Annotated in this window: 11 protein-coding genes and 2 pseudogenes; 7 read left to right on the top strand and 6 right to left on the bottom strand. The window is 61.5% G+C overall.

The genetic code is table 11. The features are described 5' to 3' along the window. Positions 1-89 precede the first annotated feature (89 nt). The 5 genes and pseudogenes from CTP10_RS40245 to CTP10_RS40265 all read right to left on the bottom strand — a co-directional run bounded on the left by CTP10_RS40245 (position 90) and on the right by CTP10_RS40265 (position 2,957). A complete protein-coding gene (locus CTP10_RS40245) occupies positions 90-425 on the bottom strand; it encodes a hypothetical protein (protein WP_116322093.1) in 336 nt (111 codons plus the stop codon). A gap of 266 nt (positions 426-691) precedes the next feature. Beyond that, positions 692-845, bottom strand: a pseudogene (locus tag CTP10_RS40250) (MFS transporter); the annotation flags it as partial. 279 nt (positions 846-1,124) lie between these two features. Then, on the bottom strand, positions 1,125-2,084 hold the full coding sequence (gene dmeF / locus CTP10_RS40255) for a CDF family Co(II)/Ni(II) efflux transporter DmeF (RefSeq protein ID WP_116322094.1): 960 nt from the start codon (positions 2,082-2,084) through the stop codon (positions 1,125-1,127). A 62-nt stretch (positions 2,085-2,146) separates the two neighbouring features. Next, entirely contained in the window at positions 2,147-2,419 is a 273-nt protein-coding gene (locus tag CTP10_RS40260) for a metal/formaldehyde-sensitive transcriptional repressor (RefSeq protein WP_116322109.1), read from the bottom strand. A gap of 286 nt (positions 2,420-2,705) precedes the next feature. After that, positions 2,706-2,957 (bottom strand): hypothetical protein, encoded by a 252-nt coding sequence (locus tag CTP10_RS40265; protein ID WP_376790697.1) that lies wholly within the window; start codon positions 2,955-2,957, stop codon positions 2,706-2,708. A 22-nt stretch (positions 2,958-2,979) separates the two neighbouring features. Between CTP10_RS40265 and CTP10_RS40270 the strand changes: the two are divergent. Beyond that, positions 2,980-3,325, top strand: a pseudogene (locus CTP10_RS40270) (glycosyltransferase); the annotation flags it as partial. 30 nt (positions 3,326-3,355) lie between these two features. Here CTP10_RS40270 and CTP10_RS40275 read toward each other — a convergent pair. Then, entirely contained in the window at positions 3,356-4,438 is a 1,083-nt protein-coding gene (locus CTP10_RS40275; protein ID WP_199414673.1) for a glycosyltransferase family 4 protein, read from the bottom strand. 320 nt (positions 4,439-4,758) lie between these two features. Between CTP10_RS40275 and CTP10_RS40280 the strand changes: the two genes are divergently transcribed. The 6 genes from CTP10_RS40280 (at position 4,759) to CTP10_RS40305 (ending at position 13,599) form a co-directional block, all read left to right on the top strand. Then, on the top strand, positions 4,759-6,465 hold the full coding sequence (locus CTP10_RS40280) for a phage integrase family protein (RefSeq protein ID WP_116322095.1): 1,707 nt from the start codon (positions 4,759-4,761) through the stop codon (positions 6,463-6,465). 45 nt (positions 6,466-6,510) lie between these two features. After that, positions 6,511-7,932, top strand: a complete 1,422-nt coding sequence (locus tag CTP10_RS40285) for a Shedu immune nuclease family protein (protein ID WP_233528297.1) — start codon at positions 6,511-6,513, stop codon at positions 7,930-7,932. Between the two features lie 67 nt (positions 7,933-7,999). Further along, entirely contained in the window at positions 8,000-10,072 is a 2,073-nt protein-coding gene (locus tag CTP10_RS40290) for an ATP-dependent nuclease (protein ID WP_116322096.1), read from the top strand. Next, positions 10,065-12,059 (top strand): UvrD-helicase domain-containing protein, encoded by a 1,995-nt coding sequence (locus CTP10_RS40295; RefSeq protein WP_116322097.1) that lies wholly within the window; start codon positions 10,065-10,067, stop codon positions 12,057-12,059. The genes CTP10_RS40290 and CTP10_RS40295 overlap by 8 nt, the downstream gene beginning before the upstream one ends. 590 nt (positions 12,060-12,649) lie before the next feature. Then, entirely contained in the window at positions 12,650-12,841 is a 192-nt protein-coding gene (locus tag CTP10_RS40300) for a transcriptional regulator (protein ID WP_271816433.1), read from the top strand. Positions 12,842-13,038: 197 nt separating this feature from the next. Continuing rightward, positions 13,039-13,599, top strand: coding sequence for a hypothetical protein (locus CTP10_RS40305; RefSeq protein ID WP_116322099.1), 561 nt, complete (start codon positions 13,039-13,041; stop codon positions 13,597-13,599). The last annotated feature ends 4 nt before the right edge of the window (positions 13,600-13,603 follow it).

Consider the following 13,603-nt stretch of genomic DNA (forward strand, 5'->3'; position numbering starts at 1 on the left):
TCAGGAACGATGGAGACGCGCCACCTCCCGGCTCGGCCAGGTGTGGCGAAGGCAGTGCGGGCGGAGTTGCGCCCGACGCTCGACGGTCGTCAGGCGCGAGGGGGCTTGAATGGCTGGCCGTCCGCGTGGTCGGTCAGCAAGTGGCAGACGTCGGGCAGTGGGCGACTGCGCGCAAGTAGCGGGATGGGAATGGTAAGGCTCGAGGCGAGCGTGGCCGGCAGCTGCGCGAAGGCGTGCAGCGCACCGTGCGGAATACCAGAATCGTCGTTATGCTCCGGTTCGGCGACGGCCATGATGAGCTCTTCTGCCGCATGACCGCCATCCATCCCGGCAGCCTCCAGCGCGTGCTCCATTTCGTGATGCAGCCATTGGTGCGACGCGGCCAGGCTCGCGCCGCAGTTCAAGATGAACAGCAGCGAGACCATACGGACCACGAATCGCGAAAGGAGGCGTTGCACGATGGGAATTTTGGCGGTCTGGATCAGGCTCGGTAGTCAGCGGTCAGGATGCTTCTTGAGATGCTGGCCGCTATTCTGTGCAAACGATCCGCAACTGGCAATCATGGGAAGCATCCGGACGGTGATTTTAGTGATTATCTGGCCACTTTGGATGAAGGTCATCGATGGTGAAGGGGTGTCGATGGCTGTGAGGGCCCGTGCGCTCGCCTTCGTCCAGGTGTTCCTCGAACGCCTAAGGGCCGTACCCAGGACGCTTCCGGCGTTCGCACCAGCCAGGTCATAGGCGAGCAGTCCCAGGGCGACCGTCGCGAGGCCCGTGCCGACGAGCGCAATGACCTGGGCCAGGAACAGGTGCCGATAGATGCGGTTGGTCAAAACATCCAGCATGGCCGCGATCCCTACAGATCCTTGCTGAGGGTGTTGAACTCGTGCAATGCCTCCTCTGCCTTACGGGTGCCGCTGGGAATTGCGTCGTCGAGACCATGATCGCTATGGTCATGGACAGGCGTCCTCGCGGCGTTCGCCACGGCAGCTTCCACGGCTAGCACGTTGCTACGACCCCGTTGGCCTGCGAGACGACCTGCTGCGCTTACGCGGCATGGCGCCCACTGGGGTTTCGCGGCGAAAGAGAGAGGGCGGCAAGTACTCAAGCCAGGTGCCGCCCGGCTATGCCCCACAGTGGTGGATCTCGACCGTAACATGGACGACTTCGTCATGAATTTGGATGGCTTTCTTGACCATTGTCGGGGTAAGCGTCGCATCGTGGCTCACGAGGCTTACGATACAGGAGAACTTCTCCTTGCCAACGCGCCATACATGAAGATCAACCATGCGGGCTCCTTTTTCACCGTCTTTGAAGGTGTCGAGCACCTCGCGGATCTCGTCCACGACTGAGTGGTCCATTTCGCGATCGAGCAGGACCACCGCAGTGCTTTTGAGCAACCGCAGCGCCCACGACCCGACCAGCGCTGCACCGACGATGCCCATGATCGGATCCAGCCAGCCCCAGCCTAGCCACCACCCGCCTGCCAGCGCTAACAGTGCCAGAACCGAAGTCGCAGCATCTGCAAGCACGTGCAGATATGCTGACCGTAGATTGAGGTCGTGCTGATGATCCTCGCGATGACGGTGGTGCCGGTGTTCATCATGCTCGCCGCCATGCCCATGATCGTGCCTGCCGCCGAGAATCAGCGCGCAGCCGAGGTTGACCAGCAGGCCAAATACGGTGACGGCCATTGCTTCCTTGTAGTGGATGGCCTGGGGCGAGAAAATCCGCTCGAAGGAGCCAAATACCATCAGTGCCGCAATGCCGAGCAAGAATACAGCGCTCGCGAAGCCGGCTAGGACCTCGATCTTCCATGCGCCGAATGCGAAGCGCTGGTCCTTCGCATAGGTGCGGGCCGCCGCATAGGCGAATGCCGTCAGACCAATGGCGAAGGCATGCGAGCTCATGTGCCAGCCGTCTGCGAGCAGCGCCATCGAATTAAACCAGAGTCCTGCCGCGATCTCCATCACCATCGTGATGGCGGTGAGGATCATTACCAGCCGCGTTTTGCGCTCGGCCACCTCGTTTCCGTCATCAAAGACATGGGTGTGGGTCCATCTGGAGAGGTCGGTTGCATGCATGCTATTTGCTATCGAGGAGGTGGCAAGGCAAGGATCATTCGTGGGGCCGCGGACTGGGACTGCTATTTGAAGTATGTTTTGACGATCTCGATGAGCTCTTCCTTCGCGTCACGATGACCTTCGTGCTCGCTGGCCTCGGCTAGGTGAGTGCGAATGTGGTCTTCGAGCACGACGGCAAGCAACCCGTTCATCGCACCTCGACAACTGACGATTTGCTGAAGGACCTCGACGCAGCCCTGCTCATCCTCGAGTGAGCGCTCGATTGCGTCGACTTGCCCGCGAATGCGCCGGACACGGTTAAGCAGTTTCTGTTTCTCTCGGACGGTATGACTCATGGCCTCACAAGTATAGTATAGGGGGGTATAGTACCACGGCCTGCATAATGGGACATGTGGAATCGCCGCCGCCATGGCGAAGACGCCAGAACCGGGCGCAGAGAGGGGGGCATGCCAAGACATAGGCTGCAGCGTCGCGACGACCTCCTGGGCCATCTCCTCGAGCGAGCCTGCGCCGGCCACGGTTCCCAGCGCCCGCTATGGCTGCTAAAGGCGGCGTCATAACGATTGCGGCCGAATTCGATCGGCCGAGCCACCACGATCGGTTCGTCGTCCAGACGTTCAATCAACAGGTAACGGCCGTGGACTGATTATCTGCTCGTGGCCAGGCAGGCTGCGCAATTGCCGCTTCCAGCGCACTGCGACGCTCGACCGTAAAGCCCGTGCGTGCCGCGATCGCAGCCACTTCATCGAAGCGCCGTGGATGACGCGGGATCAGCAGCATCGCCGGACGCGACGCTCCGGCGGCGAGCGATTGCCAGCGCGAGAAGGCGTCGAGCAGCAACGGCTCCTCGCCTTCAAGCGTGCTGGCCAGCACGGATCTCGACAACGTGCAGGCGCCGCTGGCGGCGGATATCGTGCTGGGCGATTCGCCGGGCGCGATGGCGATGTACTTTGCCGCGTCGGATCTCGTCTTTATCGGCGGCAGCCTGTTGCCGCTGGGCGTGTACCTGATCGAGGCCAGCGCGCTCGGCACGCCCATTCTGATCGGTCCGACACATACAATTTCGCGCAGCCGACGCAAGATGCCGTTGCCGCGGGGGCCTGTTTGCGCGTGAGCAATGCCGATCAGCTGGTGGGTACTGCAGCGGGCGTGCTGGCGATCCGGCGCGGCGGTCGGACATACGTGCGCATGCGCAGGCCTTTGCCGGCTTGCATCGCGGCGCCACCGTACGCACGCTTGCTGGCCCCCGTGCTCGAGAACCGGACCGGCAGCTAGCGCGACTTCACCAGCGCGTCCCACTGCAGGGCAAGCCGCTCCAGCGCAAACCGGCTTGCCTTGCGGCGGCCTTCGGCGCCAAGGCGGCTGGCCGTGTCCGGCTGGCGGATCGCGGTCAGCAGCGCTTCGGCCAGCGCATCGGCATTGTCCGCCGGCACCATCAGCGAATCTTGTCCCGGTGCGAGCAGTTCGCGCGGGCCGGTCTCGCAATCGGTCGATACGATCGGCAGACCAAAGGCCATCGCTTCGATCAGCACCAGCCCGAAGCCCTCGTAGCGCGAACTCAGGCAGAAGACCGATGCGCGCCCATAGGCCTGCGCGGGATCGTGGCAGATGCCCGGCAGGCTGGCCCGGCCTTCCAGCCCAAGCTTGCCGATCAGTGCGGCGAGGGCAGAGCGCTCTTCGCCTTCACCGTGGATGACCAGTTGCCAATCCGGCGCCTGCCTGGCCACCGTATGCCAGGCGTGCAGCAAGACATCGAAACCCTTGGCGGCCACCAGCCGCCCCATCGCCAGCACGGTCTTCTGCGAGCGTGGTGCCGGTTCGGCAGGCAGCGGGAACGGCAGCGGATTGGGCAGGCAAACCACCTCGCTGCGTGGATGCAGCGCTTCCAGCCAGCGGCTGCGGTCCCGTTCCGTCAGCACCACCACCTGTCGGCAGTATCGCGCCGCCAGCCGGCGCGCCAGCTTGCGCACCGGCTTGCCAAGATCTTCGTCAAAGTGGCAATGCTCCCAGGCGATATGGTGCAGGCGCAGGCCGACGGTGGCGGGCCGTACGAAGAGTTCGAGCAGGGGGTCGACCTGCACCAGCACATCGGTCCGGTGCGCCGCGCAATGGCGCCGGATGCCTGCCGCGGTGGCGAAGTATGCGCGCTTGAAGGAACGTCGCTGCGCAAACAACGCCTCATGGCGGATACGCGGATGCAGGGCAAACTGACTATGTGCATCCACCAAGCTCAGGATGGTGACGTTGTGGCCAAGCCCGGCCAGCGCATTGGCAATGGTCGCCGCCACGCGCTCAGCGCCGGCCATCGCGTTTAGCGTGCCGGTCAGGAAACAGATATTGAGGGCTGTCACCATGGGCAATTCTCGAAGAAGTGTCGATCATGGCTGGCAAGGCGATCAGATCGAAACGCTGCCGGGCCAGCCAGGTCTGCAACGTGTGCGCGAGCCGTATCGCTGGATCCGAGGGCAAGCCTCATCGCGCCAGCTCGCTGTGGATACCGCGCATGACAAAGACCGGTCGCTCTTTATGTCTCACGGCGACAAGCATCACCGATGCTAGGGTAGGCCGCCTGTCACAGGGATTACGGGGACATGACAATCTTTCGTGGTCACCTCGGCTATTGTGATAACTATCCTTATCGTAATAGCACTGTTAGTGCGCTAAACTGGCGGGCATGCAATCCCGCCTCACTCAGACCGAGCCGCCACCGCGTGCGCAAGCCGGCTTCCCGGATGCCGCCGCGCTCGCCGCGCTGCGCGCCTGGCATGCCGGCCTGTCGAGCCGGGAGGCCGTTGTCCGCTACTTGGGTGAGGCGCGGGCGCAAGGGCAGTCGTCGCGCGGCGTCCTGGGTCGGATCCGGCGCCAGCTGGCGGGGTATGCCCGCAGCCGCCAGCGCGAGGACCTGGCCCGGCTGTTTGAGATGCCCGCGGCCGAGCGGGCGCAGCGGGGCCGGGTGGCCGACCAGGCGATCGAATGGTTGCGCGCACTGCCGGCACCGGTGCCGGCCATCAGCGACGACATCGGCCTGTGGCTGGCGCCGCGCGCGGTCGCGGCGCTGCGGGCACAAGGCATCGACACCCTGGCGGCGCTGACGGTGCGGGTGCCGCGCCGGCGCCGCTGGTGGGCGGCAATCCCGGGCCTGGGCGCGGCCGGGGCCCGGCAGGTCGAGGCCTTCTTTGCCCAGCACCCGCAGCTGACCGAACGCGCCCGGGCGCTGGTCACACTGCCGGCGCATCCCATCGTGGTGCCCTGGGAGCAGTTGCGCCTGCCGCATCAGGTCGACGGCTCGCGCGGTCAGTTTCGCGCGCCGCGCGAGACCTGCACGCTGAACGCGGACAACGACTACGCGGCGATCCAGGCCTGGCTGGCGTTGCACGAGGCCCCGGCCACGCAGCGGACGTACCGCAAGGAGGCCGAACGCCTGATCCTGTGGGCGATGATCGAGCGCGGGCGGCCGCTATCGTCACTGACGACGGAAGACGCGACGGCCTACCGTAGCTTCCTGCGTCGTCCGGCGCCCCATGCGCGCTGGGTCGGGCCCGCGCGGGCGCGGAGCGCGCCCGATTGGCGCCCATTCACCGGCGCCTTGTCAGCGCACTCCACCGCCCATGCTTTGTCCATCCTCGGGGCGATGTTCCGCTGGCTGATCCAGCAACGCTATGTGCTGGCCAATCCGTTTGCCGGCATCAAGGTGCGGGGCGGGGGACGTACGGCGGCCTTGGACCGCTCGCATGCCTTCACCGAAGGCGAATGGCTGCTGATTCGCACCCTTGCCGATGGCCTGGAGTGGTCGTATGGTTGGGACGCGTCGGCCGCGCAGCGGCTGCGCTTTGTGCTGGACTTTGGCTATGCCACCGGGCTGCGCGCCAGCGAGTTGGTCGGTGCAAGCCTCGGTGATATCGAGACCGACGACCAGGGCGACCACTGGCTCAAGCTGGTCGGCAAGGGCAGTCGCGCCGGCCGGGTGGCGCTGCCGCCGTTGGCCCGGGCGGCGCTGGATCATTACCTCGTCGCGCGCGCCTTGCCGGTGTCGGCGGCGCGATGGGATCCCACGACGCCGCTCGTGGGCGGGCTGGGCCAGGACATGGCAGCCGGTATCACCAGCACACGTCTGTGGCACGTGCTGCGGCGATTTTTTGCGCAAGCTGGCGCGCTGATCGCCAACGACCATCCGGCTGCGGCAGACAAGCTGCTGCGTGCCAGCCCGCATTGGATGCGCCATACGCATGCGACCCACGCGCTGGCACGAGGCGCGGAACTGACGACGGTTCGGGACAACCTGCGTCATGCCTCAATTTCTACGACCTCAACCTATCTGCACGGTGACGAAGTGAAGCGGGCACGACAGCTTGGGACAGCCTTCCCAGCCCATCGTGACTAGCCGAGTGATCCGTTGCAAAAAAAGGAACCCGCGTGAGGGGAACATATGGAAGGTGAACCAGTGCGTGGCGCCGAGTCAGCCGCCGTCTACGACCACGGCGAAGTCATGAATCCGAGCTTCCGGCTGGCAGTAGGTGCCGACGGAAGTCTTCCCTGCAGGGATCTCTACGTCCAGACCTTTGCACGGTCGGAACATGGGCCGGATGATTGGATTTCGCAGCCGGAGGGGCAGTGGCATTTGCTGGCGCGGATTCTGCCGCACAGCATCGTGACGTATCCCGTTCACACCAATCCCCATGCGCAGCGCTATTTGAGGCCTCGGCATGGGCGCATTCGGACAATCATCCTCCAGGGTGGCGAAGACCATGCGATGCCCGATAGTCCGGAGGCCGCGGTCTCGCTCATTGAAGCGGTGCTGCCCTGGCGTGCCTCCAATGATTGCGCTTACGGCCTTGGACTGACGAAGGAGCTGGATGCAATCTGGTTGGGCATCCAGCAGATTTCTGGTGTCGACACGCTCATCGTGACAAAAGACGGTGAGACCAAGCTCGAAGGCAGTGCGGTTGTGATGCCCGAGCGAGAATTGGACAGGCTGCGGCGCGCGCTGGACAGGGCGAATCGGCATGTGCGCAGTCGTGTCCAGTTGGCGAAGACCACTCACATCCGGAATACCCTGCTGACCCAACTAATCCCCGAGCGCTTTCCGCCGATCGTCCAAGTCGGAGCCACCGGCGAACTGGTCGAGGTGCGTCTGGATCGAGCGCGTCAATCGACTGCGGCAGTTCGCGCGCAGCGACGCGCTACCGTTCGGGCCGTGCGCGAGAATGCCGCGCTGATTGCCCACGAAGCCCCCGAGGAGCTAATGGAGCTCCACGCGGAAATCGAGCGGGTAACCTTGGCCAGCATGATCGAGCGTTATGAGGGGATGCTGGCACAGACGCTACCGGAAGGCCGGTGGCAGTCCTTTTTCGAGCACAACATCTTCATCCTGACGATGCTGTTCGCTCGGCCCGTTCGCCTGCTTCATACCCAGTTTCACGCCCAAGGGTCGAGTTTGAGTGGCTCTGGGGCGCAAGTTGGCGATTTCTTGCTCGGGGAACAGGGGCAATCGCTGGCGATTGTCGAGATCAAGAAGCCTTCGACCATGCTCATGCTGAACGCCGCGTACCGGAACAGCGAGGTGTATGGACCAAGTGCCGAGCTGAGCGGGGCCATTACGCAGGTGCTGTACCAGCAGAGTGCCCTGCACAGTAACTGGCTGGCTCACCAGATTCGGTCGGAGCTACGTGATTCCCGGCCCGACGCGACGAAATGCGTGATTATTGCCGGCTTGACGCCCACGGAGGAACGGCAGCGGCGCAGCTTCGAAATTTTCCGCAACGCGTGCAAGAATGTCGAGGTGGTAACGTTTGACGAGCTATTAGGCAAGCTGCGGGTTCTGTTGCAGCACCTGGCGCCCGCGAGTTGAGCAGACAACACCGATCCCTGTACTAAGCCGGTTTGCTGCGTCACCGGAATCTGAGAAGGTCGAATTCGTGTATATCTCCAAGATCCATATCGAGAATTTTCGCCGGTTTGGCGCGGGCGATGACGCCTTTGAGCTGTCGCTGAACCCCGGCCTGACAGCCTTGGTCGGGGAAAATGACGCTGGCAAGACGGCCATCATCGACGCGTTACGTCTGGTGATTGGCACGCGAGACCAGGAGTCGCTGAGACTGGATAGTACCGATTTTCATCAGTCACCCGCGGGGGCGCGTGCCAAGGACATCAGAATTCAGCTCACGTTTTCGGCGTTGACGCCAAGCGACAGAGCCGCATTTGCCGAGTATCTGACCTACCACGAAGACGGCCTTGTCGAGCCGCGTCTCATTGTGACGTGGATTGCTCGGCGGACGGAGGGTGGGGCAGGATTGCGCAAATACCTGCCGGTGGAATGGCGGACGGGAGCCATTGGTGATGGCCCCTCACTGGACTCGGAAGCCCGCTTCCAGCTTCAGGCAACCTATCTACGGCCGTTGCGTGACGCCGAACGCGCGATGTCGGCAGGGCGGGGGTCCCGGCTATCGCAGATTCTGCAGCATACAAAGGAGATCAAGGACGGCGTCGAGTTTGACGTCCAGGCGCTCCACACGCTGAAGCCCGAACATCTTAGCGTATTAGGCGTCGGTGACTACACGAATTACCTAATCGAAACGTCGCGCGGTGTGACAGTGACCCGCCAACGGCTGAACGACGACTATCTCAGGCATCTGTCCTTCTCTGGGGATACTCTGAATGCTCGCGTCCGCATTAACGGACATCGCGACGACAGTACCCGGTTGCGAACGCTGCTCGAGAAGCTTGAAGTCGCATTGGGCTCAAACGACCTGTCGGAAGACGCACACTCTCGTGGCCTGGGTTCGAACAATGTCCTGTTTATGGCCTGTGAGCTTCTGCTTCTAGGCACGGAGGAGGATGGCTTTCCGCTGCTAATCATTGAGGAACCGGAGGCTCACTTGCATCCGCAACGTCAGCTGCGGCTGATGGGCTTCCTCGCGGATCAGGCATCTCAGGTGCGGCCGGATGGCCAGCAAATTCAAGTCATCCTGACCACGCACAGTCCGAATCTGGCTTCCCACGTGAAACTGGACAACCTCGTACTCGTACGGGACGGTCGCGCCTATCCGATGGGCGAGGGCCAGACCAAGCTGGAGAGAACCGATTACCGCTTCCTGCAACGGTTCCTTGACGTGACGAAGGCAAACCTGTTCTTCGCCCGTGGGGTCGTGATCGTCGAGGGGGATGCGGAAAACATCCTGCTTCCGACGCTAGCCAGGCTTGTGGGACGTGATTTCGAACGGTTTGGGGTGTCCGTCGTCAATGTTGGGGGTGTCGGACTCAGCCGTTATGGTCGGATCTTCATGCGTCGGAATCCAGGCATTAGCCGCGAGCTGAAAGTCCCGGTCGCGTGCATTACCGACATGGATGTGATGCCCGATTGTGCGCCGCAAATTGTGGGGAAGATCGAGGCGGGCGCGACCATCCCCAAGCTGCCCGGTTCCAAGCGCCGCTGGAGGGTAAAGAGCGACTTCTTGCCGGGAGGGCTCGAATCGAGGCGGCACAAGATCCGCGATAAAGCACAGGAGCAGCAGGTTCGCACCTTCGTGGCGGACGAATGGACGCTTGAGTACGATCTTGCGTACTTCGGCTTGGAGAAGGAACTGTGGTTGGCGGCTGCCCTGGCCGACGCCGATGACAAGCTGAACGAGAAGAAGGCGACGCCATTTCGGGTTATGTGGGTCGCTTTGCATGCCTACGAGGAGATCGCTAGCCTGTCGCAAGAGGAACGTTGCTCGCACGTGTACGAGCCCTTCGCCAGATCAGGGGGCGTGTCGAAGGCGATTGCCGCGCAGTATTTGGCGGAACTGTTGGAGTCGAGCGTGCGGCGGGACGAGAAGGAACGGGATCGTTTGCTTTGGCGCCTTCCTCAATATATCCGGGATGCGATCGCTCATGTGACGGAGCCGTTTGAACCGCTACCTACGTCGACGCCTGAGGCGAAGGCTGCTGACAATGCGCTTGACGACGCGAGCTGCCCAGCGATGACACAGGGGGCCGATCATGCGTGAACCGATTGCGCCAAGCTTCAGCCCTATCAGCGATACGGAAATCGCGTGGGCCTGTGCCATCATGGGGTTGCCAGATAACGCCTTCTCGGCCGAGGGGAGCGAGGATCCGCGGCTTACCGTCATGCGGTCCCTGGACACGCTAGATGTCGAGGCCTGTCCTGGCAGCGGGAAGACAACCTTGTTGGTCGCGAAACTGGCAATTCTCGCCAACCGATGGACATCGAGCCGCCATGGGATCTGTGTGCTATCGCATACCAATGCCGCCAGAACTGAAATTGGCGATCGCTTGAGCGTATCAAGCGCCGGCGTACGCCTGCTGCGCCACCCACACTTCGTTGGCACAATCCATTCGTTCGTGAATGAGTTCCTGGCAGTGCCTTGGCTGCGTTCCAAGGGATTCCCCATCAGGGCGATTGATACCGACATTGCACTGCAGGATCGGTGGCGCCGGATCCCATGGAACATTCGACTCGGTCTCGGCAAAAAGCGTATGGGATGGTGGTCCCTGACGTACACCAGACCGGATTACACGGGAGGGCCGAAGGAAGAGTATTCCAGTGCAACGCCGACATACAAGGCCATGCTTGACGCCTGCCAGGAGTCGACAGCGGCGGGGTACTATTGCTTTGATGAAATGTTCATTTGGGCATCGGAATTGCTCGATCGTCACCCGCATGTCATCCACACGATTCGTCGTCGCTTTCCCTTCGTGTTTATTGACGAAGTCCAAGATAATTGTGAGTTGCAAGCAGCATTTCTGCACCGGCTGCTCGTGGACGGCGAGGATCCTGTGATTCGTCAACGCTTCGGTGATTCTAATCAGGCGATCTATCATGCATCAGGTGCCGGCGGCGCCGTAACCGATTGCTTTCCGGGGTCCCAAAAGGCCGATTTGCCGAATAGTTTTCGATTTGGGAACGAAATTGCCTTGGTGTCTGCGCCGCTGGGGGTTCGCCCCCAAGCGCTTGTTGGGCAGGGACCGACGCCAGCGAAAGTCCAGCACGCCACCTGCAAGAACACGCTCTTTCTGTTCGATGACACGTCGGTATTGGATGTGCTTCCCGCCTATGCGCGCCATTTGCTCAAATCCTTTGATCACGAGGCGCTCGCGAGAGGCGAGTTCACCGCGGTCGCTGGAGTGCATCGGTCCGATAAAGACGATCATTTGCCACGGTTCATGGGGCACTATGCGCCTGACTACCTTCCCGAACTCGCCGGCCGTCAGCCCAAACCAGCCTCGTTTCTCCAGTTTCTCGCGCGCGCAAGGCTGGAGCTGGAGGAAACCCGAAGCACCCATCCAGTAACGCGATATTGCGCGGAGGCAATGCTCAAGCTCATTGAGCTTTCAAGTCCGGATCAAACCATCCCGACTGGCCGCCATGCTCATCGGCACCTGCTCTCGCTACTCAACAGCGACGGGGATCGCAGCAGCTATCTGACGATTCTGGATAGTCTCATCGTACAGAGAGGTCAGGTGTCTGCGGACCAATGGCAGGACACGATCCACCCAAAGTTGATTGCCTTAGCCGCTGGCGTCACGGGAGGCCCCATCACCAACGGGGCGGCCCTCCAGTTTCTCGCATGGACAGATGAGTCGACTGCCCAAGAGAGTGCTGACGCGAAACGTTTGGTCAATCAATTTCAGTACCCTGACAAGAATCCAAAAGTGTCGATTCGCCTCGCATCGATTCACGGGGTGAAAGGGGAGACGCATACCGCCACGCTAGTCCTCGAGTCCTTTCAGAAGACGCACCAACTGAAGGCGCTGCTTCCGTGGCTCACCGGAAAAAAGCCAGAAGCGAAGAGCGACAACACGGCAGAAACTCCGACGCTACAGGAACGTCTGAAATTGCACTACGTTGCCATGACCCGACCTTCCCATATGCTGTGTTTGGCGATGCGACGCGATACCCTGGGCAAGGGCGATCTAGCGGCTTTTCAGGGAAGAGGGTGGCATATCGTTGACTGCAATGCTGCCGAAACCTAGCGCGCTACGCCGGTACCCCCGTAGCCTGGTTGATTACGCCCGATTTAGATTGCCATCTTGTAATGCGTGCGCAACATCACGGTTAGCTACCGCCTTGTACATTGGAGACTGATGGGCGCTTCCGAGCTTGGCGGGGTAAGCGGAGACATCCATCGCGCCAGCTGACGCCTCTCTCCCAGGGGCCCAGCATTCTATAAGTCCCCGCAGCATCCTAGGCTGCGGGGACTCTGTTTTTTCTGACGCACACAGATCGCGGCGAAAAGCCAAAGGTGTCATCCGGCGTATCGCCGTAAATGCCGTCTTGTTGCGCGAGTTCAGTCGGGTCGCTAGAGCCCATGATTACCTGGTTTCGTTCAAGAAGATCGCCATGTGGTGGCACATCTTCATCATTGTGCTCGGTCAGAGCGCAGCGGCCGCTCGCGACTTCCGGGAGGCGTCCGCCAGCTTCGATTCCCTCATTTATAGGGGTTGACGATAATCCCCGCTGGGGATATAAGTGACCAGGAAAATTAGACCAATATAAATTGGAATAAATGGGATCCAAGCAGAAACGCTATCCAGCCGCCCAGCAGGATTTTCTGCGGGAGGCAATGAACCAACTCGGGATGACGCGCGAAGAGTTTGCGGCACGCCTCAGCGTGGCCAAGCGGACGCTCGACAAGTGGCTCTTACCGAGTGAGTCATCTGACTCCCGGGGCTTGCCAGAGATGGGCCGTGCATACATCCAAGAGATTCTGGCGTGGCACCACAATTCAAGTTCAGATTCGGGGTCGCCTCGATAGGGTGTAAATGACAGGGGACCCGGCGGCGGTCTTTCGACAGGGCTGCCGGCGAAATGTCTACTGGTCCGACATCATGCATGAGCAAGTTTCCTCCTTCACCAGCGATCGTTCAGGAGCCGGAAAAGAGGGTAGCAATGCGGTCAAATGGCTCGGGCCCGATTGTCATACCCGTTGTGAGAGCAATAGGAAATGCGAGAATGGATAAGAACATGCTCAGGCTTCTCCAGGAGCGTTTAGGCAGAACAGCGATTGGCGCTTCGACTGCCCGTGGAATGGGGCCTGTCGGGACGATTCAAGCAGCGAGGTCCTTCCTGCAGGCGTGCGACCTGAGGTCCATCAAGGCGAACTCCCCGCAGGCCTATCGCCGACGACTGGATGAGTTGACCGACGCATTGATCGAACGTCTCCCGGCGGACGCACAGCATTGGGGGAGCGCGCGAAAGTTCGTCAACATCTTTCTGCGCAACTGTGCCTACAACCGTTTCATGTGTGAAGCATATCGCCTTGACCGGGTGGAGGCGTGGATGGAAGTGCCGCTAGATAGCCACGTCGCGGCTGGTCTGAAGCACGACGCGCTGGAGGCCAATCTTGACCTAACGTTGCCACGCTGGAAAACGGTAATCGGCCTGACGCCGGAACTTAGCGATAGCTGGCAGAGGGTGGCCCATGCTATTGCGCAGAGGGGAGGAATCCACCGCGTGCACCTCGACGTCAGGTATTGGAACGGGGCGCATTTGCAGCTTCAGGCGAGGCATTAGGAAC

The sequence above is a fragment of the Cupriavidus sp. P-10 genome, assembly GCF_003402535.2.
Taxonomy (GTDB): Bacteria; Pseudomonadota; Gammaproteobacteria; order Burkholderiales; family Burkholderiaceae; genus Cupriavidus.

What these genes read in the sequence shown, in the direction of transcription:
- CTP10_RS40245 (WP_116322093.1), bottom strand. Translation starts at nt 425, where the DNA reads ATGGTCTCGCTGCTGTTCATCTTGAACTGCGGCGCGAGCCTGGCCGCG.
- dmeF (WP_116322094.1), bottom strand. Translation starts at nt 2,084, where the DNA reads ATGCATGCAACCGACCTCTCCAGATGGACCCACACCCATGTCTTTGAT.
- CTP10_RS40260 (WP_116322109.1), bottom strand. Translation starts at nt 2,419, where the DNA reads ATGAGTCATACCGTCCGAGAGAAACAGAAACTGCTTAACCGTGTCCGG.
- CTP10_RS40275 (WP_199414673.1), bottom strand. Translation starts at nt 4,438, where the DNA reads ATGGTGACAGCCCTCAATATCTGTTTCCTGACCGGCACGCTAAACGCG.
- CTP10_RS40280 (WP_116322095.1), top strand. Translation starts at nt 4,759, where the DNA reads ATGCAATCCCGCCTCACTCAGACCGAGCCGCCACCGCGTGCGCAAGCC.
- CTP10_RS40285 (WP_233528297.1), top strand. Translation starts at nt 6,511, where the DNA reads ATGGAAGGTGAACCAGTGCGTGGCGCCGAGTCAGCCGCCGTCTACGAC.
- CTP10_RS40295 (WP_116322097.1), top strand. Translation starts at nt 10,065, where the DNA reads ATGCGTGAACCGATTGCGCCAAGCTTCAGCCCTATCAGCGATACGGAA.
- CTP10_RS40300 (WP_271816433.1), top strand. Translation starts at nt 12,650, where the DNA reads ATGAACCAACTCGGGATGACGCGCGAAGAGTTTGCGGCACGCCTCAGC.
- CTP10_RS40305 (WP_116322099.1), top strand. Translation starts at nt 13,039, where the DNA reads ATGGATAAGAACATGCTCAGGCTTCTCCAGGAGCGTTTAGGCAGAACA.